This window comes from Marinobacter changyiensis (assembly GCF_009193265.1).
Lineage (GTDB): Bacteria > Pseudomonadota > Gammaproteobacteria > Pseudomonadales > Oleiphilaceae > Marinobacter > Marinobacter changyiensis.
The window spans coordinates 1-26,760 of sequence record NZ_VZZZ01000010.1 but is presented as its reverse complement, the minus strand read 5'-3'; the positions used below and the strand labels follow the sequence as shown (position 1 = coordinate 26,760).

General features: G+C 52.7%; 27 protein-coding genes and 1 pseudogene. 11 read left to right on the top strand and 17 right to left on the bottom strand.

Annotation, left to right across the window (positions count from 1 at the left end; genetic code table 11):
• Window positions 1-542: 542 nt before the first annotated feature.
• Both F6Y09_RS19840 and F6Y09_RS19835 read right to left on the bottom strand, forming a co-directional pair.
• A complete protein-coding gene (locus F6Y09_RS19840; RefSeq protein ID WP_246180617.1) occupies window positions 543-845 on the bottom strand; it encodes an AzlD family protein in 303 nt (100 codons plus the stop codon).
• On the bottom strand, window positions 842-1,564 hold the full coding sequence (locus F6Y09_RS19835; RefSeq protein ID WP_152208695.1) for an AzlC family ABC transporter permease: 723 nt from the start codon (window positions 1,562-1,564) through the stop codon (window positions 842-844). The genes F6Y09_RS19840 and F6Y09_RS19835 overlap by 4 nt, the downstream gene beginning before the upstream one ends.
• Before the next feature lie 169 nt (window positions 1,565-1,733).
• On the opposite strand from F6Y09_RS19835, the gene F6Y09_RS19830 reads away from it, so the two are divergent.
• From F6Y09_RS19830 to F6Y09_RS19800, 9 genes are all read left to right on the top strand, one after another.
• Entirely contained in the window at window positions 1,734-2,870 is a 1,137-nt protein-coding gene (locus F6Y09_RS19830; RefSeq protein WP_152208694.1) for a C4-dicarboxylate TRAP transporter substrate-binding protein, read from the top strand.
• A 67-nt stretch (window positions 2,871-2,937) separates the two neighbouring features.
• Window positions 2,938-3,570: a TetR/AcrR family transcriptional regulator gene (locus F6Y09_RS19825; RefSeq protein WP_152208693.1), complete on the top strand. Its 633-nt coding sequence runs from the start codon at window positions 2,938-2,940 to the stop codon at window positions 3,568-3,570.
• Window positions 3,570-4,076: a TRAP transporter small permease subunit gene (locus tag F6Y09_RS19820; RefSeq protein ID WP_218944213.1), complete on the top strand. Its 507-nt coding sequence runs from the start codon at window positions 3,570-3,572 to the stop codon at window positions 4,074-4,076. The genes F6Y09_RS19825 and F6Y09_RS19820 overlap by 1 nt, the downstream gene beginning before the upstream one ends.
• A 9-nt stretch (window positions 4,077-4,085) precedes the next feature.
• A complete protein-coding gene (locus F6Y09_RS19815; protein ID WP_152208692.1) occupies window positions 4,086-5,393 on the top strand; it encodes a TRAP transporter large permease in 1,308 nt (435 codons plus the stop codon).
• A gap of 20 nt (window positions 5,394-5,413) precedes the next feature.
• On the top strand, window positions 5,414-6,640 hold the full coding sequence (locus F6Y09_RS19810; protein ID WP_152208691.1) for a metal-dependent hydrolase family protein: 1,227 nt from the start codon (window positions 5,414-5,416) through the stop codon (window positions 6,638-6,640).
• Between the two features lie 168 nt (window positions 6,641-6,808).
• Entirely contained in the window at window positions 6,809-6,973 is a 165-nt protein-coding gene (locus tag F6Y09_RS20235; protein ID WP_179959481.1) for a hypothetical protein, read from the top strand.
• A gap of 33 nt (window positions 6,974-7,006) precedes the next feature.
• The gene (locus tag F6Y09_RS19805) at window positions 7,007-7,363 is read left to right on the top strand and encodes a RidA family protein (RefSeq protein ID WP_152208690.1); all 357 of its coding nucleotides are present in this window, start codon (window positions 7,007-7,009) and stop codon (window positions 7,361-7,363) included.
• 118 nt (window positions 7,364-7,481) lie between these two features.
• A complete protein-coding gene (locus F6Y09_RS20230) occupies window positions 7,482-7,682 on the top strand; it encodes a hypothetical protein (protein ID WP_179959480.1) in 201 nt (66 codons plus the stop codon).
• A 253-nt stretch (window positions 7,683-7,935) separates the two neighbouring features.
• A complete protein-coding gene (locus tag F6Y09_RS19800) occupies window positions 7,936-8,139 on the top strand; it encodes a hypothetical protein (RefSeq protein WP_152208689.1) in 204 nt (67 codons plus the stop codon).
• A gap of 193 nt (window positions 8,140-8,332) precedes the next feature.
• Here F6Y09_RS19800 and F6Y09_RS19795 read toward each other — a convergent pair whose 3' ends face one another.
• The 5 genes from F6Y09_RS19795 to F6Y09_RS20760 all read right to left on the bottom strand — a co-directional run bounded on the left by F6Y09_RS19795 (window position 8,333) and on the right by F6Y09_RS20760 (window position 14,487).
• Window positions 8,333-8,545 carry a helix-turn-helix domain-containing protein gene (locus F6Y09_RS19795; RefSeq protein WP_152208688.1) on the bottom strand — a complete coding sequence of 71 codons (213 nt, stop codon included), beginning with the start codon at window positions 8,543-8,545 and terminating at the stop codon, window positions 8,333-8,335.
• Between the two features lie 911 nt (window positions 8,546-9,456).
• Window positions 9,457-10,425 carry a sensor domain-containing diguanylate cyclase gene (locus F6Y09_RS19790; RefSeq protein WP_152208687.1) on the bottom strand — a complete coding sequence of 323 codons (969 nt, stop codon included), beginning with the start codon at window positions 10,423-10,425 and terminating at the stop codon, window positions 9,457-9,459.
• On the bottom strand, window positions 10,400-12,250 hold the full coding sequence (locus tag F6Y09_RS19785; protein ID WP_179959479.1) for a putative bifunctional diguanylate cyclase/phosphodiesterase: 1,851 nt from the start codon (window positions 12,248-12,250) through the stop codon (window positions 10,400-10,402). Before F6Y09_RS19785 ends, F6Y09_RS19790 begins: the two co-directional genes overlap by 26 nt.
• Window positions 12,251-12,573: 323 nt before the next feature.
• Window positions 12,574-14,151, bottom strand: a complete 1,578-nt coding sequence (locus tag F6Y09_RS19780; protein ID WP_152208685.1) for a HAMP domain-containing methyl-accepting chemotaxis protein — start codon at window positions 14,149-14,151, stop codon at window positions 12,574-12,576.
• Window positions 14,152-14,328: 177 nt separating this feature from the next.
• Window positions 14,329-14,487 carry an ATP-binding protein gene (locus tag F6Y09_RS20760; RefSeq protein ID WP_343031161.1) on the bottom strand — a complete coding sequence of 53 codons (159 nt, stop codon included), beginning with the start codon at window positions 14,485-14,487 and terminating at the stop codon, window positions 14,329-14,331.
• Between F6Y09_RS20760 and F6Y09_RS20645 the strand changes: the two genes are divergently transcribed.
• Window positions 14,486-14,701, top strand: a complete 216-nt coding sequence (locus tag F6Y09_RS20645; RefSeq protein WP_246180616.1) for a hypothetical protein — start codon at window positions 14,486-14,488, stop codon at window positions 14,699-14,701. The two genes, F6Y09_RS20760 and F6Y09_RS20645, sit on opposite strands and share 2 nt — an antisense overlap.
• Window positions 14,702-14,838: 137 nt before the next feature.
• Here F6Y09_RS20645 and F6Y09_RS20640 read toward each other — a convergent pair whose 3' ends face one another.
• The 10 genes and pseudogenes from F6Y09_RS20640 to F6Y09_RS19730 form a co-directional block, all read right to left on the bottom strand.
• A complete protein-coding gene (locus F6Y09_RS20640; RefSeq protein ID WP_246180615.1) occupies window positions 14,839-14,985 on the bottom strand; it encodes a hypothetical protein in 147 nt (48 codons plus the stop codon).
• Window positions 14,982-15,173, bottom strand: a complete 192-nt coding sequence (locus F6Y09_RS19770; RefSeq protein ID WP_152208684.1) for a hypothetical protein — start codon at window positions 15,171-15,173, stop codon at window positions 14,982-14,984. The genes F6Y09_RS20640 and F6Y09_RS19770 overlap by 4 nt, the downstream gene beginning before the upstream one ends.
• A 469-nt stretch (window positions 15,174-15,642) precedes the next feature.
• Window positions 15,643-16,515: pseudogene (locus F6Y09_RS20755) on the bottom strand (diguanylate cyclase domain-containing protein); the annotation flags it as partial.
• Between the two features lie 19 nt (window positions 16,516-16,534).
• Window positions 16,535-17,035: a response regulator gene (locus tag F6Y09_RS19760; protein WP_152208682.1), complete on the bottom strand. Its 501-nt coding sequence runs from the start codon at window positions 17,033-17,035 to the stop codon at window positions 16,535-16,537.
• Window positions 17,036-17,262: 227 nt separating this feature from the next.
• On the bottom strand, window positions 17,263-18,402 hold the full coding sequence (locus F6Y09_RS19755) for an HDOD domain-containing protein (protein WP_152208681.1): 1,140 nt from the start codon (window positions 18,400-18,402) through the stop codon (window positions 17,263-17,265).
• A gap of 121 nt (window positions 18,403-18,523) precedes the next feature.
• Window positions 18,524-19,564: an HDOD domain-containing protein gene (locus F6Y09_RS19750; RefSeq protein WP_152208680.1), complete on the bottom strand. Its 1,041-nt coding sequence runs from the start codon at window positions 19,562-19,564 to the stop codon at window positions 18,524-18,526.
• A 412-nt stretch (window positions 19,565-19,976) separates the two neighbouring features.
• Window positions 19,977-21,533: an IS66 family transposase gene (gene tnpC / locus F6Y09_RS19745; RefSeq protein ID WP_152208679.1), complete on the bottom strand. Its 1,557-nt coding sequence runs from the start codon at window positions 21,531-21,533 to the stop codon at window positions 19,977-19,979.
• 75 nt (window positions 21,534-21,608) lie between these two features.
• Entirely contained in the window at window positions 21,609-21,944 is a 336-nt protein-coding gene (tnpB, locus tag F6Y09_RS19740; protein ID WP_152208678.1) for an IS66 family insertion sequence element accessory protein TnpB, read from the bottom strand.
• Window positions 21,941-22,306 (bottom strand): IS66-like element accessory protein TnpA, encoded by a 366-nt coding sequence (gene tnpA / locus F6Y09_RS19735; RefSeq protein ID WP_152208677.1) that lies wholly within the window; start codon window positions 22,304-22,306, stop codon window positions 21,941-21,943. Before tnpA ends, tnpB begins: the two co-directional genes overlap by 4 nt.
• Window positions 22,307-22,648: 342 nt before the next feature.
• On the bottom strand, window positions 22,649-24,220 hold the full coding sequence (locus F6Y09_RS19730) for an ATP-binding response regulator (RefSeq protein WP_152208676.1): 1,572 nt from the start codon (window positions 24,218-24,220) through the stop codon (window positions 22,649-22,651).
• A gap of 898 nt (window positions 24,221-25,118) precedes the next feature.
• Here F6Y09_RS19730 and F6Y09_RS19725 point away from each other — a divergent pair.
• Window positions 25,119-26,760: putative bifunctional diguanylate cyclase/phosphodiesterase (locus F6Y09_RS19725; protein WP_218944211.1), on the top strand; the 1,642-nt coding region annotated here is incomplete at its 3' end.

Here is a 26,760-nt window from a genome sequence, read left to right as displayed (position 1 = left end):
TGCGACCCTGCCTGTGCACCAAGTCTGTTCCCGGGCCTTTGCTTCTAACAAGGTGTTCGGTTTAAATGGGGCTACTACACTTACAAGGCGGGATGTCCGAACGCTTACTCTTTAAATAGCAAATTTGGAGCCTCCTATGTGCGGATACATTGGAGTTTCTGACAGCCAAGCGGGCATCGGGTAAGTGCTTTTTATGCGAAGAGAAGGTGCTGCGGCTGTTGGACCATTACTTGATTGAGCAGCAAGTCGAGGCTTTGGAGCACATTACACCTGAGTTGGTCGAGTCATTCCTCGGCTCTCGTCCGCGTCATTCGTAGAAGAGCTACAACCAGCTGCTCAGCACTGTTCGCCGGTTTTTCGACTTGCTGGAGCTGCGCAAGCTGATCAGCTATTCACCCGTACATGTTCCACCAAGGCGCGTGACGCCGCAACGGGTTCCACTCATTTTCCATGCCGACCAAGCCCGTTTATTGCTGGATGCTGCCGTGCAACTACCCAAACGATCAACCGCGCCGAACCGTGGTGCAACCTACCGCATGAATCTAGTACCGCCATAGCGCAGCCACCGCCATCCCTAGCGCAATAGCCAATAAGGGGCTGCGCAGGAATATTGCTACCCCCCCTGCAACCAATGCAGCCAGGCGGGCTCCGCCATCGCCGTGTATGATCATCGGTGTGATGACCGCGATCAGTACGGAACTGGACATCGCATCAACAAACCGCTTCACTTTGGGGCCAATGGGTATGCGCGACATGATCAACAAACCACTGGCGCGCGAGAAATAGGTGATCGCAATCATGATCCCTATGGCCAAAAGCGACTGCGGTATAAGCGTCCCAATCACTGCTTTTCCTCCGTGTCTGCATCACGGAAATGCGCCGTGGCCACGAGCCCCCCGGTCAGGGCCCCAACCACTACGTGCAGGTAGGGCGGCAGGAACCAGTAGGCCACCATGGCACTTGCGGCCGCCGCGGCCCAGGATAAATAGAGCTCCCTGCGCGGACCACTGCCAACGGTAATTACCAGAAGAAAACAGAGCATGATCACATCCAGGCCGTAGCGTTCGGGCTCTGTAATTCCTCCCCCAAAAAACAATCCGATACCGGTCCCTAGGACCCAGGCTACCCATAAGGCGAGCCCACCACCCAGCAGGAAACCCACATTGCGCTCTCCGCGATGGTACTCACTGATAGCCATGGCCCAGTTAGAATCCGTCAACACGCCCACGGTAGTGAATTGTTGCCATCGTGGTAGTGGCTGTAACCAGGGATACAAGGCGGCACTCATCAAGGTATGTCTGGTGTGAATGGCCAGGGTGGTGATTGCCATCGCCAGAATCGGCAGTTCGGCATCCCAGAGATCAAGCGCCGCGAATTGCGAGGGTGCTGAAAACATGAGCGTACTCATCAGCATGGCCTCCCACTGACTCAGCCCCTGATGCACCGCTGCCACCCCGAACGCCAGCCCGAATGCCACCGTAAAAGCTGCCAGCGGCAGCATCCTGCGAACTCCCCGTAACGTGCCGGACACGTTAAGCCGTGTCGGCTCTTTACTGTGGGTCATGGCTCCTCCATCTAAAGGCTGATTATAAAACAAACAGACGAGCTTGTTTTTATCTCATATGCATACTAGTCTAGAAATTAGGTCGCAGATACAAGCCTGCCTCCTTCGTCCAGTTGACTGGTAAATACAATATTAAAAAACGCCGACCGTCACGGCACTGGAGAACAAAATGACACTTAAGCCTATCCGACTAGCATTGGGGATTGCGACGCTTGCGCTCCCTGCTCTTGCCACATCAACTTTCGCCGCCACTTCTTTTATAGCCAACGTATTCTACGATCAGCAGCATCCTTTTTCCCGATACGGTTACATCGAGTGGGCCCAAACGGTCAAGGAACTGTCAGATGGCGATCTGCAACCCGAGGTCTACACTGGAACGGTACTGCTGTCTCCCCGCGCAAATTTGCAGGGCATTCGGGACAACGTGGTGCAGGTCGCCCATCACGCGGCCATCTATACACCGTCCGAGTTACCGGTCTCTAATGCGATTCAGGAATTAGGTTTTAACTTTGATGATCCCTTGATCAGTATCCTTGCGGTAACTGATTTCAGCATGAACAACCCGACCCAACTTCAGGAATGGCAGGATAGCGGTGTCGTTTATCTGGGCGCCTACAATACGCCACCTTACGTGCTTATGTGCCGCGAGCCGGTGCGCAACCTTGAGGAGCTTCGAGGCAAACGAATTCGGACCGCCGGCTCCACTGTATCCGAATGGGTAGAACAAGCTGGCGGCATCCCCGTCAATGTACCATCCAGTGAAATGTACACCGGCCTCGACCGCGGATCACTGGACTGTGCGACCAACGCTGTCAGCGACCTGATTGACCGTTCCCTTTGGGAAGTAGCTGAACACACGACCCTGTTGTCGACCGGCATGTACTGGTCAGGTCCGCAGTGGGGCTTCAATCCCAAATTCTGGGCAGACCTGAATGATGAGCAGCGTCAGGTCTTTAAAGAGGCTTCCGCAAAAGCTATGACCAGGATGACCGTCCAATACATCAATAATGCCGATGCTTCGATGGAAGAGGCGATCTCCAAAGGCAGCAACGTCTACGAGCCCAGCGAAGACTTGACAGCATCAGTCGATGCCTTCCGTGCAAAAGCACTGACCGACATCTACGATACAGCCCGGGACCGGCATGGCATTGAAGATCCAGAGGCCCTGATTGACGACTTCCTTGAGACTTACGACAAGTGGGTTGACCTTGTCAGCAAGGTAGATCGCAACGACGAGGAAGCGCTGGCCGAACTGGCGATGCGTGAAATCTACAGCAAGCTGCCTACCGATTACGGTATCTACTAGTTAGTACTCGCTTACCGAGCAGATGAATTCGGGGCCGCATGCGGCCCCAGACCGAAGAGGCACCCAGGTGACTGCACGCCAGACACAAGAAGGACGCTCCGAGCAGACGCAGGCCAGGATTATGCAGGCCACTCTGGAATGCATCCTGCAAAAGGGGATACGCGCCACATCGACCGTGGATATAGCCAAGCAGGCCGGAGTATCGCGCGGTGCGTTGGTGCATCATTACCCAACCAAGGCGATCCTGATGGAGGCCGCAATGGAAGACCTGCTGGATCGCGAGGTCGAGAGCTTCCGCGAGACCGCCAAGCGTGTTGAAGAAGGCACCCTCGAATTCGAAACGCTGCTGGATATACTCCATGAACACTTTAAGGGTGATCTATTCATGGTGACCCTGGAGTTTCTCACGGCAGCCCGCACTGATAAGGCGGCAAAGGAAGTCCTCGTGCCCTTGGCTACACACTTTAACGAATCCCTTGAAGCTATCTGGGAACAGCTGGTATCCAGTGAGCAGCATAGTGCGCATGAAAATCGGGTAGCACTGAATGCGACGCTATGCATGATGCGTGGCATGGCGGCCCAGAGTATCTGGCGAGACGACCCCGAACTCTATCGGGAAATGATGCTGTTCTGGAAGCAGACGCTGATCAATTCTGGCTTCGCAAGCCGGACCAACAGTTCGGTGCGGGGGCACATCTGATGACCTCTCCAACCATGCGGCTGGAAGCCTTGAGTGACTGGATTAGTAAAGCCGCTCTTATTCTGTCAGGGCTGTTCCTGATACTGATGGCCCTGCACGTTACGGTCGACGTCACGTTGCGCTACGTCATTGGCACTTCGTTTCCTGGCACCCTGGAGATAGTGTCCTTCTACTACATGGTCGGTGTCGTGTTTCTGCCACTGGCTTATGTTGAACTCAAGCAGGAACATATCAGTGTTGACGTCGTGGTTGGGCGCTTCTCCCCGCGCACCCAGCTAGTGCTGTATGTCTTTGCCAGCCTCCTCGGCCTGGCTTATTTCGGCCTGCTTGGCTACCAGAGTCTGCTGGATGCTATCCGCGCTACCGCTCAGCAGGAGACCGCCATGGCAAACTTCAACTTTTATCTATGGCCTAGCCGCTGGGCCCTTCCCGTAGGCTTTGCGGCAATGTGTCTGGCTATCTTGGCCAATATCGCCAAGGCGCTGCGTCTTCGCCAGGCACTTTAGGAGCCAACTATGAGTAACATTCAAATTGGCGTAGCGGGCATTGTGTTCGCACTGACACTTATCGCCTTGCGGGTCCCGATCGGAGTCGCGCTTGGGCTGGTTTCAATCATCGGCATTAGCCAGATTACGAGCATATCGGTAGCTTGGGGAATGATTTCCGCCACCCCTTTTGATTTCGCCGGCACCTGGGAACTGACTGCCGCGCCCATGTTCCTGTTCATGGGTTACCTTTGCACCACCACCAATATGACCCAGGGACTGTTCCATGCCATGCGGCTTTATCTGGCTCGCCTTCCCGGCGGCCTGGCAGTCTCAAGCGTCATGGCCTCGGCTTTTTTCGCGGCAGCCTCTGGATCAAGTGTCGCAACCTCCGCAGCCATGTCACGGATTGCCGTTCCCGAGATGCTCAAGCACAACTATGACAAGGGTCTAGCTACTGGGACGGTGGCCGCGTCTGGCACCTTGGGCTCGTTGATTCCGCCAAGTGTGCTCCTGGTGCTATATGGTGTATATGCCCAAGTTTCTGTCGGCCAGCTATTCATGGCCGGCTTCCTGCCAGGCATCATATCCGCTCTGTTGTACATACTGATGATCATGGTTCGGGTCCACTTCAAGCCAAGTTTGGCAGGCCATACCAACATTCGCTCCACCCGCCAGGAAAAGTGGGACGCTTTCAAGGACATCTGGCCCCTACCGCTATTGATTGGCTCCGTGTTGGGGGGCATTTTCCTGGGCGTCTTTTCACCCACTGAGGCAGGAGCCATCGGCACTTCCATTGCCGGTCTGATCGCCTTCACACGCCGTTCGCTAACCCTGGACGCCTTTAAAAACGCGGTGAAAAGCACGGCCGTAAGTACCGCGAGCATTTTCATTATTCTTATCGGTTCGCTTTTCTTTACCCGTTTTTTGGCCTTGAGCGGGGTGCCGGCCGCCTTCTCCGATCTGATCCTGGGTGTCAGCACCGAAACCTGGTGGATCATTCTGGCTGTCGCCCTGATCTATCTCGTTTTGGGGATGTTCATCGATTCCATTGGCTTGATGCTGCTGACATTGCCGCTGATATTGCCCTTGGTAGAGGGCGCCGATCTCAACCTTATATGGTTCGGGATTATTGTGGTCAAGCTGCTTGAAGTGGGGCTGGTGACGCCCCCTATTGGTCTTAATGTGTATGTCATAAAGGGCGCGCTAGGCAACAGCGTAACCCTTCAAGAAGTATTCAAAGGCGTAGCCTGGTTCATTGTCATGGACCTGGTTGCGCTGCTGCTGATCGTGCTGTTCCCAGCGCTGTCACTGTACCTTCCAAAATTAATGTTCTGAATGAGGTTTAAGGAAATCCAATGACAACGATACGCTTCACTAACGCAAACGTAATCGATACCCGTAGGGGCCAAGTACTGGCCAATTACGAGGTGCGCGTTAAGGACGGTCGCATTACTGAGATCAGCGACACCCCACTCAGCGGATCAGATGATCAGGTAGTGGATCTCAAAGGTCACTATCTCATGCCAGGCCTGGTGGACTCGCACGTGCATGTCACTGCGATAACGCCAAACTTTGCCCTGTTAGAGATTTTGTCTCCCTTCTATGTGGGTGCCAAATCCAGTGCACTGTTGGAAGATATGCTGATGCGGGGATTCACCACCGTGCGCGATGCCGGTGGTGCCGACCACGGCTTGGCCAAAGCCGTGGAAGAAGACAGCCTTATTGGACCTCGTCTCCTGTACTGTGGCAATGCGCTTTCGCAAACTGGTGGACACGCCGACATGCGCGGACCTGGCCAGCAAACATTCGAAGGCTGTTTTTGCTGTGCTGGTCTGGGACGTGTCTGTGATGGCGTCAGTGAAGTGCGCCGGGCCGCTCGCGACGAGATTCGCAAGGGCGCCACCCAGATAAAAATCATGGCCTCCGGGGGCGTTTCCTCTCCTACGGACCGAATTGACAGCACCCAGTTTTCCCTGGAAGAGATCGATGCCATTGTTGAGGAAGCCACTGCTGCCAACATTCACACCATGGCGCATGCTTACACCGCACGGGCAATCAATCGGCTTCTACCCCGCGGAGTCAAAACCATCGAGCACGGTAATCTGATGGATGAAGAGAGCTGCCGGCTGTTTCTGGAACACAATGCTTATCTGACGCCCACCCTCTCTACTTATGATGCGCTATCCAAGGAAGGTGTTGAAGCCGGCATGGCACCCCATCTGCAAAAGAAGGTTTACGATGTACTTGATGCGGGGGGCAAGGCTCTGGAGATGGCCCAGCGGCATGGTGTAAAAATGCTATACGGCTCTGATCTGCTGGGGCGGATGCAGCGACACCAGCTTAACGAATTTCACCTGCGCAAAGATGTTGTTCCGACCGACGAACTGATTCGCGCGGCAACCTGCAATCCAGCTGATGCCTATGGTCATGTCGGGGACTTCGGCGAGATCATTCCCGGCGCACGCGGTGACCTGCTAGTGACTCGCGATAATCCCCTTGAGAATATCAACGTCCTGACGGAACCAGAACATCAGCTTTTGGCGATCATGAAAGGAGGAAAGTTCTATAAGAACCTGTTGTAAAAGACTAACAGGGTCTTCGATAAGGGCACGCTATAGAGACCGGCACTTCCCGCAATCAAGACCTCAACGGAATGTCTATCTTGAATTGGTGGAGCCGCTCAGGCTGCCCTGCCTCTAGATCCATTAGTGCTTCCCTGTACATCGCGGGACCGGAAGCCACTTGCGGGCATGACACTCGAAACCCGGGACTTTTCCCGGGTCGGGGAACGCTTGGGCAAATTGGCCGGCCCGGTGGTGATCATCCAAGAAGGGAACTATCCCAGCGCCAGCTTGGGGGCCGATATCGCGGCCTTCCTGGCGGGTTTTCTGAGTACCTTCCAAAACCATTCGTAACACTGACTATACAATCCAAAAAGGAACAGCCCTATGTCCATTAACCATATCGACTCCAACGTTCGCATGAGCCAGGCTGTTGTTCATCGGGGCACGGTCTATCTAGCCGGCCAGGTCGCCAACGACGCCAGCGTTGGCATGCGTGAGCAGACCCAGCAGATACTGGACAACATCGACGCGCTGCTGGAGCGTGCCGGTTCATCCAGGGACGCCCTGCTTTCTGCGACCATCTGGGTCACGGACATGGCCGACTTTGCCGACATGAATGCCGCCTGGGATGCCTGGGTAGCGGATCGCAACCCTCCCGTGCGCGCCTGTGTGGAAGCCAAACTGGCGAAGCCGGAATGGAAAGTCGAGATCATGGTGATCGCCGCCTTGCTGGAGGCTTGAGAGGCGTTTGATTAGCGCCGAACAGATTGCCCAGGCGCTGCTTTGGCCGGCGCTGGTCGACAGCATCGGCGAGGCCTTTCGCAACGGTGTTTAGGCACCGTCGCGCCATCATCACAGCATGCATCGGAACAATGGCGAGGCGACCATGCTACTGATGCTGGCCTGGCAGGCGCGCGGTTACATCGGCTTAGAAATGGTTAATGTATTTCCTCGGAATTCGGCCCATGGTTTGTCGGCGGTTGCTGGCGTCTACCTGCCGTCTATGGCCCAGCATTCTTACGATCAAGGGCACTGGTGGCTGGTCAACGTCCGGACTTGAGCTCTTTTTTCAATTCTATTTGTGTTCGTTATCTGGCTGCTAAGGTCAATCCTGAAGTTGAGTCGATTTTGAGAGGGCAAGGGACAGAAGAAAAAAGAAGAGTTTTCATCTCAAATCATCTCGGGAATCGTCATGGGGTGGGTGCTGCAAGCAGGATGCAGCCTGCCTAGTGCTTACTTGTGACATCCCCACTTCGGGACAGACCAACATCCAATGGTCTATTATCTGTATTAAAGTCCAGCAGGAGTTGCTTATGTCAAAATCAAAAATTATAGAGTCTGTTAGAGAAGATCTTAAGGCTCTTGCAGCCGCTGGAGTCCCTGTCGATCCCGATGCCGTTTTCGATACTGTAGATCGTGATCGAGAATCAGGCCGAACCGCTGAAGCGTTACGCAAAACAAATCGCTACCTGACAGAGTTAGATGAAAATGGCCAAGTGATTCGAAAGAAGACCTAGCTGTGCGTTTCACCATTGCCATGAGTCTATTTTGTTGCCCCCGCTATTTTGGAAACCCTCACAATGAAAATTTTGGACTAATAGTGACAGGTCTGCTTTCCGCTTACCCCAAGCCTATTGTCACCTCTTCCTCCCGATACAGTCATTTTGCCCCCTAAGCGAACGACGCCGAAAATAAATCGCCGTTGAAGGCTCAGACTTCAGGAACAAGGTCTTTCGGTGAACACCCAATGGTTTTTGCAAGCAAGTAAAGCTTTTCAATGGTTAAGTTTACTTCCCCGCGCTCTATCTTGCCGACATAGCTCCTATCGATCCCCGCAGCATAGGCGAGGTGCTCTTGCGATAACCCTCTGGATTTGCGGACTATTCTGAGGTTTTGACCAAATCTCTTTTTGAGATCGCACATTGTTGCCTCCAAAGTGGAGGCAAGACTATTCCGTTCTTGAGTTTCTCAGTCCACGGCATATACTACCCATTAATTAATAACGGATCTCATTTGATTCTTAAGGCTAAATTATGTCCCGGAGAATATGTTCTATCGACAAGATGTTGTATGAGATTTTGACGGAATGCTCTGGTCGTTCGTTCGACCTGCATGAGTTACAAGTTGAGTATTCATCACGTTCGAATGAAAGCGATAGGCCACCCACTTTAAAACTGTTCTGGTTAATTTATATGCAAATAAACGTCCTTAAACAGTTGAGACTCGTTCGCAAAGAGGGAAGTTTAACGGAAGGGAACATTTTTTTCCTAGATGAGCATTTTTGGGATTATCCCTTCAATATTGTTGACCAGCTATTCTTGGACTGAATAAGCTAGAGTTTTAGGCACTCTTACCCCTTGTATTGCGCGGTGCGGAACGCAACGCTCCGCCAACAGCTAGGGGCCCAGCAGTCCTTGACCACTGTAAATCTTGAGCTCAGCGCCCGCTGGCCTTCACGGCCACACTGAAAAACGGCGCGACGCTATTTATTGAGATTCAAGTGACACATGCAGTGGAGAACCCAAAAGCTGAGGCATTGGACAACTTGATGGAAATTGACCTTTCATCGGTATTGTAGTTGCCCCCGAAGCCATATTGGGTCGTTCGTTCTTGCAGAGCCACAACCACAACCACAACCACAACCACTACGTGGCATATCCCTGTACCTCCTCATCGAGCCGAATAGGTATAGGGCCAGCCAGTTAGAGCGCTACACCCGCACCTGGCGCTATAACTGGCTGGACTTCTATAAGAAGAGAATTTTAATCAGTTGCCAGATCCTCAAGAGATTGGAACCTGGCACAGCCTGATTGGATAGGCGGCTGATAACGCCTTTAAGAAACCACATTATCCTCTGTCTTGTGCTTGGACTCGTACATCAGCTTGTCAGCGTCCTGTATAAGATCTTTGAGAGATGCGGTCTCGTCGGGTCCGCTGGTCACATAGCCCACGCTATACTGAAGCTCATAGCCCCTTGCCGCGTGAAAATTGTAGTTTTCCACAGCTTGAGCAAGGCGCTTTAAAGTAGCCTTTATCTTCTTTGACCCGACACCCGTCAGCAAGGCGATGAATTCATCTCCACCTATACGACCGATAACATCCGAAGCCCTGAACTCATCACGGAGGAGAAGGGTAAATGCCACCAAAGCGGCATCTCCTTCGGCATGGCCATAAAGATCATTAACAGTCTTGAAGTGGTCCAGATCTATCATGAGTACCGTTGCCGAGCGATGATGTCTTTTGCAAAACTCCAGAGCGTATTGGGCCAGGTTCATGAAACCTCTTCGGTTGGCAATCCCTGTGAGTTCGTCTTGAGTTGCAAGTTGAAGTGCGGCGATTACCTCCTCTATCATTACCGCGAGATCGGTGAATAATTGCCGGTCTTCCTCACTAAATTCACGTGGCTTATCATCCGCCAACGATAAGGTCCCGAACACTTGGCCATTGGCAAGTTTGAGAGGATACCCTGCGTAGAACCTAATTTCACGGCCACTCGTCACCAGCGTGTGCTCATTAAACCGCTCATCCATCAGTGTGTTGGGGACAATAAATAGCCCATCGTTACGAATGGAATAATCACAGAAGAAACGAAACTCATGCAGCGCGTCCGGAATGTCGAGATTAGAGGACGCTTTGTCTTCAGTATCAATAAAACTTACTAACGCGAGCGGCACGTCAAAAATCCGTTTCGCCATGCGTGTCAGACGCTCGAATCGTTCTTCTGGAACGGCACCCAGAACACCCAACGCCTGGATCGCGTGTTCACGCTGGCTTTCATTAGTCGACAGTTGGGCCTGAAACATTGGTGTCTCCCGTGTTTAATTGATGATTTCCCCTGTCCTCTGATCGCTCGTCAAGAATCCCAGCGATTTTGTCAGGACTGACGGGGCGTCCCAGCAGGTATCCCTGAATCTTGTCGCACCCGAGCGCGATCAACAGTTGTTGTTGCTCTGCGGATTCCACGCCCTCTGCAACTACTTTCAAGCCCCTGCCGTGGGCAATCCCGATGATGCCCGTGACAAGCTCCAACTCTTTCCGATTCGTGGCAAGGTCATTTATAAAGCTCTTGTCGATCTTCAAGGTGTCCACAGGCAAGCGTCGCAAATGGCTGAGCGATGAATAGCCGGTGCCAAAATCGTCTAACGCAAACTGTAGGCCTGCTGCTGACAGTTTCGCCATGGTCTCAATGGTTTGCTCAATATCCTGAATCATCCCTTCCTCTGTCAGTTCCAGAATGAGCCGGCTGGGATCCAGGCCAACGTCTCTCAGTACACCCAGCACAGCGTCGACAAATCCTGGGCGGTAGAATTCCCTAGCGGGAACATTTACCGCGATATGGACAGCCTCCTCATTAGACCTTTTTCGCCAGGTCTGAGCCTGAGCGCAGGCCATCCGAAGCACGTAATACGTCAGCAGATAGGAAAGCCGGGCGCTTCTTTCGGCGATGGGAACGAACTCACCGGGACTTACCACACCCAGTTCCTCGTCGTTCCATCGGGCCAGGGCTTCGAAGCTGACAACACGGCTACCGTCGGCCGTAAAGATCGGTTGATAGTTGAGCGTCAGCTGATTCTCGGTTAATGCCGTTTCCAGACGGTCCTCGATTAAAAGACGCCGATTAGCTTTTGCCTCCTCCTTGAGGTTGTAAAAATGAATCCGATGATAGGACATGCCGTGATTGAAGGCCTTGCGGGCGCGACTCATCAATTTGTCGGCGCGTTCCCCGTCCACAGGGTAAAGGCTGGTGCCCAGGCTGATCTCAGGTCGCAGATGACGATTCTCAAACGTCACGTGCTCGCCTACCCGCGTTAGCACGCGCCTTGCCGAGTCTACGCTGGCTTCGCCCGATTCGACCGGCATAATCAGGACAAAGCGATCATCCGAAACCCTTGCAGCCGCCAGTATCCGTTCGTCGAGAGCAGTGAGACGATCGGCTATGGTCCGTACGACCGCATTACGGGCGGCTTCTCCGTACAGTTGTCCGATCATGTCGAGGTTGTCCACCCACAAATGAATGATCGCCAGGTAGCGTTCTTCGTCCTGGGACATTCGTATCAGATTTTCCAGGGTGTCGTTCAACAGGGCCTCGCCCGGCAATCCGGTGGTGGGATCCCGTAAGGTCGCATCCAGGATGCTGCGACGGTTCTTCTCATGGGCCACATCCCGGTTCATTTCGTGTTGGACAAGCTGGGCAAAGTCTTTCAGCAATGACCGTTCAGTGGCAGTGAGTCTCCGGGGAACCGTGTCATTCAGGCATAAAGTGCCCAGAGGTTGCCCGGTCGGGCCGAAAAGCACGGCTCCCGCATAAAAACGAAGTGGCGGCTCGCCTTTGACGCCGGGGTGGTTGCGAAAAAAGGCATCCTTAAAGGTATCCGGAATTTCCAGGAAACCCAGATTGAGTGCCTCGGAACAAATGCTTTCCTCACGGCTGGTTTGACGGATTTCGCAGCCGACGCCGGATTTAAACCATTGCCGGTCCGCATCGACCAGGGAAATGATCACAGTTGGCATATCAAAAATTTTCGCGACCAAGCGCGTGTGACGATCGAACCGTTCTTCTCGGGCGGTATCGAGTATGTCGAGCGAAGACAGCTCTCTCAGGCGAATGTGTTCGTCTCCAATATTCATAATCATCGCCTCTGTCGTGGCTATGAGTTGGCGGAACTGATGATTTGACATTGGGACGCAACACGTTCTTAGTGCAGCTATCTGAACGTCAAATACCAGCCCAAATCAATCCATGACACCTCAGATCCTGGATATAAGAACCGGAAATTCGAAACTGTTTCCCGGGTCCACATTCAATATTCCGGCACTCGCACCAAAAGTCCCTTAGCATTCATCCCCGAAAAATTCGCCGGTGACGGCCAGCTCCTTTGCCGTGGTCAACGTATCTCGAACAAATCCCGGCGTCATCGATGGCCGGACTTTCTTGTCATCTGTCTCCCCGGTTACACCTTGAAGCGGGCAACTTGGGTATTGAGTCCTTCTGCCAGCCGCGCCAGTTCCTGGCTGGCGGAAGAGACCTGTTCGGTGGAGGCAGCAGACTGATCGCCCACATCACGGATCAGGGTGATGTTCTGGTTGATCTCTTCTGCAACGGAACTCTGTTCTTCAGCAGCGGTTGCAATCTGGCTGTTGTACTGGCGGATTTCCTCAACCCCCTGCGCCATTTCCTGAATAACAGTACCTGCCAGTCGCGCCCGCTCCAGTGTCTGTTCGGCTAGCTTGTTGCCGGTCTCCATGCTGGCAACCGATGTTTCCGCACTGTTGACCAGATTGCTGATCAGGGTCTCAATTTCGGCGGCGGAGCTTTGGGTACGTTGAGCCAGTGACCGCACTTCGTCTGCCACCACCGAGAAACCACGTCCGTGTTCGCCGGCACGGGCGGCTTCGATGGCGGCGTTCAGTGCCAGCAGATTGGTCTGATCGGCAACCGACTTGATCACGTCCAGCACAGTCGCAATGTTGTTGGTTTGAGTTTGCAGACCGTTGAGCTGCTCCATCACATTGGCGCTTTGTTTGTTCAGGTCTGCAACGAGATCCAGAGTTTCCCGGACAGCCTTTTCACCATTACTGGATTTTTCGCTGGCTTGATTGGCGGCCTCAAACGCCGCTTCCGCACTTTTGGCCACGTCGTTGACCGTTGCAACCATCTCATTCATCGCCGTGGCAACCTGGTCAGTCTGGGATTGTTGTTCTGCCACGCCCTTACTGGTCTGATCGGTTACGGTGGAAAGCTCTTCTGAAGAGGAGGCAATACTGGACGCCCCGGTTTCGATCTCGGAAATCAGCTCTCTGAGATTGGTAATCATGGTGGCAAAAGCGGCAAGCAACTGACCGAACTCGTCGCCCCGCTGGCTCTGGACATTTACAGTCAGATCGCCTGAGGCCACCTTGTTCGCAATGTCGACCGCTTCCTTGATTGGCCGGGTAATGGATCGGGTCAGTAACCATCCAAGGACGGTGGCAATGAGGAAGGCGATCACTGCCATGGTAATGATTTCTGCAACCGCGAGGTCATACACCTCCTGCAACTCTGTTAGCTCGCCCTGTTTCAGATCCTCCATTGAGTCGATGGTACTGCCTGCAACAGCGGCCATTTGATCTACCAGGGATCTGACGATGTCCGCCCGCCCGGAAATGCTGGTCTCATACCGTTTGAGCAGTTCCTCAAAGGACCGGACACCGTCAAGAATCTGTTCTGCCTGTTGTCTGTCCTCACTGCCAGCCTGTTGCATATCAATCAGGGGCGTCACAGCCGCTTTAGCCTCACCGAGGTACTTGAGGGCGCGCTGGATGTATTTTGGGTTCTGGGTGATTGTGAAGTTCTTCTCGGCCCTTTCTGCCTCTAGCAGTGCAATTTCAGTGTCGTTGGCGTGTTTTACAATCAATACACCGCGATTGTAGTCGCTGAGCGAAAAAACACCGACGACGGATACGATGGCGAGCAGTATGAGAAGTATAGCGAAGCTGACCGCCAGTTTTTCCCCAATGGCAAGGTTTCCAAGAAAACTTTTAAACAGCATATTAAAATAGCACCGTACATCCATGGATTAGCTATATTTTAATCAGTGCTGTATGTGTAGCAGGTATTTACCTGTACATCCACTCGACGTTTGCGAACTTTAGCGCGAGTCGGATCTCTTATGATCACCAAAAACACTCTGCCAATGGCCAATACTGCCGGTCCATGGCTGCGACGGTCATAATGGTGTCCTCGAACAGCTTGTCCAATGCTCGAAGTCTTGGTTGGACGTGATGATCAGACTATGGCGCTCGTAGCGATGCGCTATTAGGTCGAACAGTACACTGCTTTCCTGCTCGGTTTTCCGTATGTAGCCCAGATCGTCGATGATGAGCATGGCGTACTTGTCGAGACGGGCCAGAGCATCATCTAAGACGCAGTCCTTCCTTGGCGCGTTGCGGGCTTTGTACGAGCGCCTTGGCGGCCACGAATTTAAACCGGATGCGGGCCACGATCAGGCCGTAACCGATGCTGCTGGCGCGGTGGTTTTGCCGATCCCGCTGGCACCGAACAGCAACGGATTGTCACTGCGCTTCACCCAGTCAGACTGATCAATCAGTTGGCTGATGTGTGGGGAGGGTGGTCACTCCGGTCACGGCGTCGAAGTTAAAACTGCCCAGGTGCTTGCCGGGCGGTAACGTGGCTTCCTTGAGATAGCGCTTAAGCGCTTGTCTTTCCGGGAGGCAAGCTACAGGGCGCACAGCTCGCTCAAATATTGCTCCGGACGCCAATTTTCCGTCACAGACTTGTCCGCAAAGGGTTGCCGTTGATCCTTGATGCTGCCCAAGCGCAGGTGTTTCAGCATTAATGACAGCGAGGCCGTCACGTCACTCATGGCAGCCTCCTGCGGGCAATAGAGCCTGGTAGTCGCCTAGTGCATGCTGGCACTGCCACGACTGGCTGAGCCGGATTGAGGCTCAGGGAGAGCTCTTCGCATTCCAGCAGGCTGGGGAGTTTGCGGCGCTCAATGCCGGACAACACGAAACGACCCAAGGCGCTTTCGCGGTCGCTCTTCTTGGCCAAGTGCAACAGCCTTAGATGCAGTGCTCACCCTTTGTTCCCAGACAACTACAAACCGAATACTGGAGAGACGACTTGGCCCCTCAACCATCGCGTACAGCATTCTGCACCAACTCCTGCAAGTGCCCACTGCTCACTGCGGAGTTACCGGTAAACGTACTGCCCGATAGTGTGGATAAAGCACCGTAAGCTTCAAATTGTGGTTTATAGACTTCAGGGCATGGGATAGCTCAATTGATCGTAAGCGACCGGTGACCCCATCTTGAGCCAGACGCTGCCTCCGCAGGATGGTGTTCAGTGGACACCCAGCACTAATGCTTACTCCAGAAAAGAGCTTGTCTTTTTGTTCTAAAAATACCGGCGGCGGTTTTTGCGCCTCTTGTTTTGATACCCAGCCCAAGATAATTGAAAATCCTATACCTATCGGCAATCGCCGTGTTACCGCTGATTTCGAGACTTTTTCAGATTCGCACTAGCTGTAAAAATAAAAGTCGTTCTTTTTCTTCCGTTTCACGGCATACATGGCCATGTCTGCCCGCTCCACAAGCGTTTCCGCCCCATCACCGTCTTCAGGGTACAGTGCAATCCCGATGCTGATTCCGATAGAAACGCGAAGGTCGCAGCCCTCAAAATGAAAAGGGGTTTCGAGCGAGGTCAAAAGTTTGCGTGCGACCGTTGCGGCATCCTTTTTTTCATCAAGCGAGGGCAACAGAGCCATAAATTCATCACCACCGTAGCGAGCGAGCGTATCCCCTTCCCGCAAACAATGTTTCAGACCGGCTGCGACTTTCTGCAATAGTTGATCACCAATCCCATGCCCGTATGTATCGTTTACCACTTTAAAATCGTTGAGGTCGATAAAAAGCACAGCAAACTTTTGCCCATTACGTCTCGCCTGACTGACAGCCAACCTAAGTCGATCCATAAACAAGCTCCTATTGGGCAACTCGGTCAGTGAATCGTGAGAAGCACGAAACTCCAGCAATTCCAGTGTCCGTTTGCGTTCAGTGATGTCACGCGCAATGCCCAAAAAAGGAGGATTCTCTGGAGAGAACTTTGCATGAGTTAGCGCGGGATTCACCTCAAGCGGAGAGGTAATGGTAATATCAAAGTCCTGGTAACCAATGCCTCCACTGTGTGTTTTAAGCTTGATCTCTTGGGTTATTGGCTCGCCAGCCTCGGCCTTCTCAAAGAACAGTGGAAGCTTCGCAATGTCATCCTCATTAACGAGCTGTGAAAACGGTTGACCAATCAACTCCTCCGCCGGCAACCCCTTGAGGCTCTCGACTTGATGATTCAGATAGTTGATGCACTTTCGCTCGTCCAGTGAAAAAACCAGCTCCGGGAGATGATCAAGTGTGTGCCTAAAAAAACTCGCCTTTTAGCGGTTTAACCCGACCCGTAGTCGCCTGCGAACGGCCCTGTCTTCGTTCCAAAACTGTGCCACCAATAGCCCGAATTAAATCATCGACATCGTAGGGCTTTGTTAGATAATCGCATGCACCCAGCTTGAATGCTTGCCTGACGATGCGATAGTCGGAATGACCGCTGATAATGATGACCTGAGCATCAATGCCGGTCTCTTTCAACCAAGCCATGATCTCTAAACCGCTCTTCCCCGGCATGCGGATATCCAACAAAATCAGATCATAGGTATTATCTTGTAGCTGCTGGCAGACGGCGTCGCCATCCATGGCACCGTCGACCTCAAATCCTTTGTCACGCAGTATCGAGCATAAGCTTTCGAGCAAACGCGGCTCATCGTCAGCAACAAGCAGCCGCCCCAAACGCTCTGGCGCTCCGCTTGCGTCGGCGGAAAATAGACGACCGTCATCATTGACGGAGTTTTTACCATGGTTCTGCAAGGTTCACACCAGTACATTGGAGCAAGTGATTTGATTCACCGACCGTATGAATTATACCAACATGTACATTTTTGCGTCAGTAAAAGCGACTGATGTTTTCCTCTCTCACTTTTGGCCGTAGAAATAAACGACAAGCGCTCATAAATTGTATGTTGTAGATTGCTGGGCACATCAATTCTGTTAATCCCCCAACGTAAGGGATTCGCCACAGTTTCTGTATCTGCTTGCTATAGTTGCTCACAGTTATATTCATCCAACCCGAGTCGACTCAGAAGACGCAAACATTCTTCGCTTTTTCCCTCGCCAGCTGCTTTGAGCGCTGCTGTGCGCATCACGATCAGCGACTCGCGGGTGGCGGCCCGAGGAAGAATATGCACAGCCCCGATGAGTTCCCTGAGCGGAATTGGTAGATGCCATTGCACCTTCAGACGGTTTCCAAAGGTAGGAGCCCAGGTCCCCAACCCACCTTCAATATGCTCTTCCGAAATGGAGCAGTTTTGGTCAATTGCCTCTTGCATCACCTTGAGCACTGCCAACTCACCAATGCGACTGAGCAGTGCAGCTGCATGAATCTCCGCGGCGTTGATTTCAAGCCTCGCTGCAACCAGTTCGGCCTCGCGGGCCGTTTTTTCGGCGAGTTCAATAAACGCCTCGGCCCTCTCCGCAAGACGCGGGTCGCGCAAGTGTCCGGATATATTCAACGACAATGCCACTGCTTGCCGGAGTGCCATATCGATCCCCAAGGTTGCAATGGCATCCTGCAAATTACGGACGGGTTCACCAGTCTTTTTGAAAGATGCAGTGTTCGCGACATCCAGCAGACGAGATGTCAGCGCCATTTCGTCATTCCAGCGCGCGGCAAGCTGAGATGGATAGAGATCCTGCCGACGTTCCATCAGCTTGATGACATCAGCCGTATTAATCTCGCAAGGAAGCTGGATGACCGTATCGACCGAGGATCGTAATCGTTGCTCCAGATCGATGGGTGACTGCTGCTCAAAAGCTTCCTGGCCAACCAGTGATTTCAGCCTTTCGTGAAGGAGCGACACATCGAAAGGTTTTACGATGTAGCTATTGATGCCGTGGTGTGCAGCCTGGCGCACAGATTTGCGATCCGACCGACTGGAAATCAAGACAACCGGTGTTTGTTTGTCATTTTCGCGAACGGCTCTTGCACAGGCCAGGCCCGATCCATCCGGTAGGCTCCAGCCAGTAATTATCAAGTCAGCACCGTTTTCCCTCCAATACGCCAGAGCGCTCTCCATGGCCCCCGTTACAAAAACAGTGCCACCCGGATAGAGACCGCTAACAACTGTCTCCAGAAGGTCAGCCATCATTACGTCGTGTTCCAGAATTAGCGTCCTCAATGGAGGGCCCCCTTCAAGCCTTATAGAAAAAGGGACAGCCAATCAGATCCGTTTTTGCATACCGTGCAGCGGCCTGTCAGCAGCGTGAGACGTGGTGACTGAAGAAAAGTCGTAGAGGTTATCAAGCCGGGCTCGCCTCTTTTTCAAGCATCCCCGCAATCGCGCCACGTATCCTGTCGAACTGCGGCTCTTCCAGCAGCAGAACTTGACGAAGTTCCTCTTCGGTCAGAGTGGGGTGATTGACGTGACGCAATACCTCGCGGGTACCCAGCATAATTCCATCGCGGAGCGGGGTAGAATACTGCATCGGCGTTGGACGCGTCGTTGCAGGCAAACTGGCTTGGAAGCTAGAGGGTAAGCTCCACTTCTGGGCCACCAGTCGGGCGGTTGCCCAATCGAACTGGCTGAAAACCGCACGAAACAGACTGGGGGGTACCTCCTCTCGGTTGCAGCGGTCTTTGTAAAGCCTTTGCACTTCACGTCGAAGGGTGATGTAAGAGAGCGCCGGCAGTAAGCCCAATAGAAAGTGAGCACCGCTGTCCACACCTTTCGAGATGGCAACTGCTTCCGCTGATCTGGCGCATGTCATGCCCCACTGCCAGACTCGCTCACTGAACAGCGCTTCGGCATTGTCCCGCGCGGCCAGCATGGGTTGCATGATGGAAGCCGACACGACATTCCGAATGCCTCTGTGCCCTAACAGAAAGACCGCCTGGTCTACCGACTCAATATGTTGATCTCCGGATCGGAAAAAGGGGCTGTTCGCGACCTGAAGAACCCGGTTGGTCAGTGCAGGGTCCTTCAAGATAATGCTAACCAGTTCCCGTCTGTCCGAGTTTTCCTTGGACAGGGCTTGCAACAGCTTGGGGAGAATCAGCGGCTGACGTGGCAACTCTTCCAGTTTGCCAGAGCTTATTCTGCTTTCCAGTTGGGCGACAATGGCGCTTGTGCGCTCGTCGGTTTTCTCCAGTTGGTGTGGCTCCACGTTCAAGAGCCAGGAGAGCAAGCCTTCTTGCAGACTTCCCGAGACCTCGTCTACGGCCAAGAAAACTGGATCGCTCGTCTCTTTATCGGCATGGCCCAGTTGGGAGGTAGTCGCGGGCTGCGATTTTTTCGTCGAGGTTCCGAAGAACCCCCTAACCCATTGAAGAGTGCGTCGCATCCATGACCCCTTTTACTACGATAAAAAAAGACCGTCTTCAGAAAGCATGACGATCTGACAGATCCTGACGCTGGAGTGTCCCTGACAGTTTTTCACACTCTCGAGACGCCCTCTCGCTTCGCTGTTACGAGCATCAACGAAGTGCAGTACCACTGCTGTAAAACATGCACTCAACAGGTAGTGACAATTAGTCTAAGTGAAAGTATTACAAAAAGTTTATTGTTTCGTCAAAAAAATGAGACAGCTTTCACTGTTTATTATTTTCTACTTGATCTAGTGGGTGAGTTAGACGGTGGTTTGTCTTGTGGGATTATCCGAAATTACGCTCAATCAAAAACGGCCAATTCCGCATGATAGAGCCTTTAGAGAGGAATCAAACAATCCAACATAAGTGGCCGGCCATTGCGACTTATCAGGGTATGCAAGGCTTCCAGTTGTGGGGCAATAGCTCGTCGATGGCGTTGTTTTTCTGCGTCGGCAGGCGGGTCAACAAATCCTTCAGATAGGCATAGGGGTCATGACCATTCAGCTTTGCAGACTGGATCAGTGTCATGATCGCAGCCGCACGCTGACCACTGCGTAGTGACCCTGCGAACAACCAGTTGTTGCGGCCCAGCGCCCAGGGCCGGATCTGGTTTTCCACCCAGTTATTGTCGATGGGCACAGCACCATCGTCCAGGTAGCGCGTCAGCGCTTTCCAGCGTTTGAGGCTGTAATCCAGGGCTTTAGCCGTGCCGGAGCCATCCGGCACTTTCTGGCGATGCGCCAGCATCCATTGATGTAACGCATCAGCAATGGGCCTGGCTTTCGCTTCCCGGATCTCCTGCCGTTTGTCCGGCGGCAGATCTTTGGATTCCCGCTCGATTTCGTAGAGTCCGCCGATGTATTCCAGGGCTTTTGCTGCTAGTTCACTCTTGTTGGCTTCGTGCAGGTCGTAGAACTTGCGCCGGGCGTGAGCCATGCAACCGATTTCGGTAATACCGTTGCCGAACCCGGCCTTGTAGCCAGCATAATCATCACAGACCAGTTTGCCCTGCCAGTCACCCAGGAAGGTGCGGGCGTGTTCGCCCGCACGGCTTGGAGCGAAGTCGTAAACGGTGGCTTTCAGGTCCGAGAACGGTGTGGTGCAGTAAGCCCAGACGTAAGCCTTGTGGGTTTTCTTCTTGCCCGGGGCCAGCATGCTGACCGGGGTTTCATCGGCGTGCAGAACGCTATGCTCCAATAGAGCATTTCTCAGCGCATCCACCAACGGCTGCAATTGCACACCGCAGGCACCCACCCATTCGGCCAGGGTGGAACGCGGGATTTCTAATCCAGCACGGCCGAAGATGCGCTCCTGACGGAACAGCGGTAGATGGTCCGCGTACTTGGCCACCAGCACCTGAGCCAACAGACCGGCGGTAGGTATACCCTTGTCGATTACTTGCGGTGGTACCGGTGCCTGGATCAGGGTCTCGCACTTGTTGCAGGCCCACTTGCCACGGATGTGGCGCTCGACGGTGAACTCGCCGGGAACGTAGTCCAGCTTCTCGCTGATGTCTTCACCAATACGCTTGAGCTGGCAGCCACACTGGCACCGGGTATCGTCCGGTTCGTGGTGGATCAGGGTACGGGGCAGTTCTGGTGGCAGCGGGGTGCGCTTGGGCTTCTGCTTTGGCCGGGACGCTTTCTGCTCCTCGGTCATCGCCTGGTCCAGCTCGGCTTCGATGGCGGCCAGGTCACTGTCGATCAATTCGTCCAGCAGTTTCCCCTGAACAGCATCGAGTTGTTCACTGCGACGGGCGTACTTGTGACGCTTGAGGATGGCTACTTCGTGGGTCAGCTTCTCGATGATGGCGTTGCTGCGCACCAACTCTCGCTCCTTCCGGCCCAAGACTTGATCCTTGGCGTCCAGAGAGTCCATCAGTTCCGTCGCCAGGGCACGGAGCTGATCGGCAGAGAGTTGGTTGATATCGGAGCGCTGAGTCATGCCCTTCAGTATGCCAAGTCCTTGTGCGGCAGGCGATTCGCGGTTCTGGCTATAGCGGTACTGCGGCACTTGTGGTTACAGGATGGAGATAGCGCCGTCGGCTCCAAGGCGTTGCCAGGGCAGGCCCTGAACCAGGGCGGACAACTGCTCTTCGGTCAGGCGCAGTTGGTCACCGCGCCAGGTTTCGCCCCAGTGGAATTTGCCCCGGTTCAGACGGCGGGCACACAGCCAGATGCCCAGGCCATCATGGATCAGCACCTTCATCCGGTTGCCTCGTTTGTTGGCAAACAGGTAGGCGCAATGGGGTCTGGCCGAACCAAAAACCTGAATGACGCGAGCCAGAGCCTTATCGGGCCCGGCCCGCATATCCAACGGTTCCGTGGCCAGCCAGATCTCGTCGATGCGGATCATCCCAATAGATCCCGCAGCAAAGCGACGCACTGGTGGGCCTGCTCCGCAGGCCACTCCACCACAACCGCGCCACCGGCGCGGGGAATCTCAATGCGGATGGTGCTACGCTTTTCTGAGACTGATTGGTTGCTCGGTGCAGAGGGTGCCGCTGGCAGAGTGACCGACACAAACCCCGATGTTTTCGGCGCTCGTCGAGCTTCATTGATCCAGCGCCGAACCATGTTGGTGTTGAGTCCGTTCTCCAAAGAAATTCGGGAAACAGAGGCTCCGGGTTCCAGGCACTCATCAACGATGCTGGCTTTAAAATCAGGAGAGAAGCGGCGACGCTTCTGGTAGGGCTTAGTTACTCTTATGTTGTTCATGTTAAGTGTCCACTAGAAAATAAGTGGACACTATCCTGACGCCAGCAGCGTGAGGTTCAAGATGGGATTACCGGACGCTTACAATTGATCTATGTTGTGCCTCTTTCGAACGCAAACGTCTGGCCATCACATCGTGAGACGCATATTCTAATATGAGGAGCCGAAATCGATTGCTCGTTACTTTCGGTACAGATGAAAAACTTGAAACACTGTCCAGAACTATTTGAGTAAGTTCGCCCGAGCCGGCCCGATGTTTGTTCCGGAAGCCAGTTTTCCGCAAGCTTTTCAGCGAACAGCGTCCGCACCACCGCGATACTTGCTATCTGACTTTCAGTATGTAGCTTATGAAACCAGCTGTTGCTGGCCCTGATTGGTGAAGGCAGGTTCCAGTGCCACGTGCAAAACGGTCCCTTGCTTGTAATTGGATATAAAGCGTATTTTCCCTCCCTGCACCTCAGTCATCAGTTTTGCAGAATAGGTCCCCAAGCCCGTTCCCTGTGCCTTATTAGCAGTCGTGTACTTGTCGAAAAAGGTGTCCCTTAGGCTGTCGGGAACGGTCCCTTTATTATGGATCATAAGGTTAATTTTAGTTTTTTTGTTCAACATTATGTTCACGGTATCGCCTGGAGAAGAGGCTTCAACGGCGTTCTTAAGTAAATTTCGCAACAAGGAAAGGCATAGGCTTTCTTCCCCGAGACAAAGACAGTTCGAAGTTGGCCGCAGCGATAAGCGGACCTGCTTTTGGTCCGCTTCACTCTTCATCTCCCGAATGACCCGCTTTGCTAATGTGACCAAATTCACCGAGGTTGGCTCGAACCGGTAGGTACCTGTCTCCATTTTGTAGAGGTCAAGGGTTCGGTTCACCATATTGAGCGCGTCAAAACCAGCCTCTCGCATCGTTTCCAATGCCCCCGCGACATGCTCGGTCCATGGTCCATTTTGCAATAGCGCGTCGGCGGTAGAGATGATGGCAGACAACGGACTTTTAATGTCGTGGCGTGTCATGCGCTCCACATCCTCTCGCAGTCGGGCGTTCTCCAACAGAGTATCAATGTGATTGCGCAAGTCTTCTTTGGCGTGGCGGATTTGAATATGTGTCGCGACGCGAGCTTGTAGCACCATCGGGTCAGCCGGTTTGGTGATGTAATCGACGCATCCCACCTTGAATCCGCGGGTGATCTCCTTTGATGTTGCTTGTGCGGTGAGAAATATAACCGGTATGGCGGCGGTAGAAGGGTCGCTTTTTAGCTGGTGACAGACGTCATACCCAGTTGTATCGGGCAGCGTCACCTCCATCAGGATGAGATCTGGCGCAGACAGGGTATGAACCATCTCCAAGGCTTGTTCACCACTGATTGCGGAGCGGATCGTATGGAAGCGCTTTAAGATAGGGGCCACTGCTTTGTCCGCCGCTAGATCACCCACCAACATTACAATAGCGCTGCCAAAATCGTGTCCAAACGCTTCATTCGGTGTTTCATGACATTCTTCCGCAGCTGCGGTGATCTCTACAACGCCAGCGGGTTTCACTTGATGGGTGATTTTGTTGACCCGATTCTGAAGATCTAAGTAGGTAAAGGGCTTAATAAGGAATTGGGTGACGCCTCCCTGGATGGCCGCACTGACCAACGTCCTGTCACTTTCAGCTGTTACCATCATAAAAGGAATGCTGCGCCAGGCAGGGGTTTCTCGTATTATTTTCAGTAATTCCATGCCGTTCATTTTCGGCATGTTGCTGTCAGAAATAATTAAATCGACTCGATTGGTCGCTAACAGGGTTAATGCCTGTTCACCATTTTCAGCAAGCGAAACATTGTTCAACCCCATCAAGCGAAGGCTGTCTTTCAACATTTTCCGCATTGCGGCAATGTCCTCTACGACCAAAATGGACATAGACTTGGAAGGAAAAACCATGCCGGCCTCTTAGTGGTGAAGGTCACGTACCAGATCGTGGACGTAAGCTTGGACTGTTTTGAGCGCGTTAACGGGAAGCTGCGTCAGGTACTGAAACGTATGGTGAACAAGGATTGAAAAGGAATAACCTGTTTTGCTTAGGTGGGTAGCGTTGCTATTACTTCTTGCTAACATCCATAGCCCCTTAAGTGCCGAGGGAATGAGTTTCTGCAAGCGGGGCCTTAAGCACCTCCTGCAACGCCAAAGTTCAGAATCCCCGAATGTTGCTGCACCTTGTTGTTGGATCTTAGTCACAGCAATTTCAGAACTCAAATTTTCTGAGGCTGTCTTTATGCATTTTTTGATTGTGTAGAGCGCTGGCCGTGATCAACCTGAAAGTGTCAACTGGAGGCACCAAGCCCGGCAAATTAACAGCCAGCGCAGTGACTATGTTCAATCGGATTGCTGCACTCCGCTCGTTGTTGGAAAGCACAACGAAAGGATGCCTCGCGCCATAGAGCCTGCTGATCTACTCACCCAATAAACCTCACAGTAAGCAAGTCATTGAAGCTCTCAATTGGTACCCAGCCTTAACCTCAGTGCCTTCATTTGCTCGAGCCGAAGGGAACTCAGAGATTCCCCCTGGTTTCATTGCAAAGCGCAAATTTCCTGACACTGCTGGTGTAACATTTTTTTACACAGTAGTGGTTCTTTTTTGTATTACGCTGGTAGTGGTTGATCCTCAATAGCGACGGGAGGTGCTTGAAGTCGCTAGCCTATTGGTCATATGAATGAAAATAAATTTAATAGCTAAAATTTGTAAAGACTGAATTAGTCGTAAGGCAGTCAAATGAATAGAGAGAGTAGTAGCTACCTTCCTACCTTCGAAAACATATGGCACTCGGAGAAATGGCCACAATTGTCGCAATTTGCGATGGCCATTTGCAGGCTGTTGGTGATTATCGTTTTTTTAGCCGCTGGCACCTGGGTTGTGTACTTCACCGGAGGTACAAGCTATGCCTATCCCTATGTAATCCTGCTACCGATACTGTTATCAGCTGTATGGTTTCGATTAACTGGCGCAATCATTTCTGCAATAACGGGAGGGCTTCTCATTGGCCCATTGATGCCCCTGGTCGTCTCAACCGGCACTTTCCAGTCAACGGAAAACTGGCTGGCACGAATCGCCTTCTTCCTTCTTATCGGTGTTTTTTCAGCAGGGCTTTTCCAAAGCCTGAGACAGGCCAATCAACGCCGCCTTCAGGCACTTGAAATCGATAACAAAACCGGTCTTAGGACACAAGCGGCCCTTACCCGGGACCTTGAAAGGTTACTTCGAAGGGCGAGTCAGAATAAGGCTCCCTCAACAGCGATACTTCTGCTCCGGATGCAGGACCTGTGGGAAATTCTGCAATCAATGGGTGCCGATACGGCTGAACAAGTGGTCAAAGATCTGGCCAAGCGAATCAGTCAAAATATCAAAGTACCTTTCCAAGTCTACCGGTTCAGCAAATCGGAGTTGGCAATTTTATTCTCCGTTTCATCTCAGGAGGAAGTAGGCTCCCAGGAAGAAATCGGCTCCGTTTTTGAAGCTGCTCAGAAAGTTGGTGAAGAAGAAACCATCGTGAAAGGCATTTCCCTGCGCGTTCAAATTGTTGCTGGAAGCTACCTTGTTAGAAAAAACGATCAGAATCCGGAAATTGTTATCAACCGTGCGAGAACCGGTTTGTCAGTAGCGATTGAGAATAAAGTTCCCTACCGGCGTTACGACCCGATGTTCGACCAGAAAACCGCAGAGCGCGTTCAACTTATAGCACGGGTCCGCGATGGATTAGCCAATCAGGAGTTTCAGTTATTCTACCAGCCCAAGATATGCCTGCGGACCGGCCAGCACGTTGGTTCAGAAGCTTTACTGCGCTGGTTCAACCATGAAAACAAAATGGTTATGCCCGGGCTATTCATGCCTAAGGTGGAAAGTACGACACTGATAGACCCTGTGACGCGATTCGTGATCGCTAGAGCTTGCAAAAATATCGGGGCGCAGAACCTTATGCCGGTCAGCGTCAACTTTGCGATTAACAATTTGATGAACCCCTCGTTAATTAATGATCTGGGGAGTTTGGTTTCTTCATACGGCGTAACTCCAGAATCTCTTGAAATTGAAATTACGGAAGGCGCACTGATTCAGGACCCTGAACTAGCAAAAGCAGCCGTTGGGAGCCTGCGCGACCAGGGTTTTAAAGTCAGTCTGGACGATTTCGGCACAGGTTATTCTTCGTTTCAGTACCTGATCCATCTGCCGCTGTCGGGATTGAAGATCGACCGGGCTTTTGTCAACAATCTGGAAGACAGCGCAGAAGCCCGTACAATCATGGAATCCATGATATCTATGGCCAAGGCATTAAAACTTGAGGTAACTGTAGAGGGCGTTGAAACAGAGCAACAGAGGAAGATCGTCACAGATCTGGGAGCGGACCTGGCTCAAGGATTTTACTACTCGCGACCTCTTGCTTTGCCTGAGTATCAACAATGGGCAAAAGAACGCAATTGTGCTGAGCAGA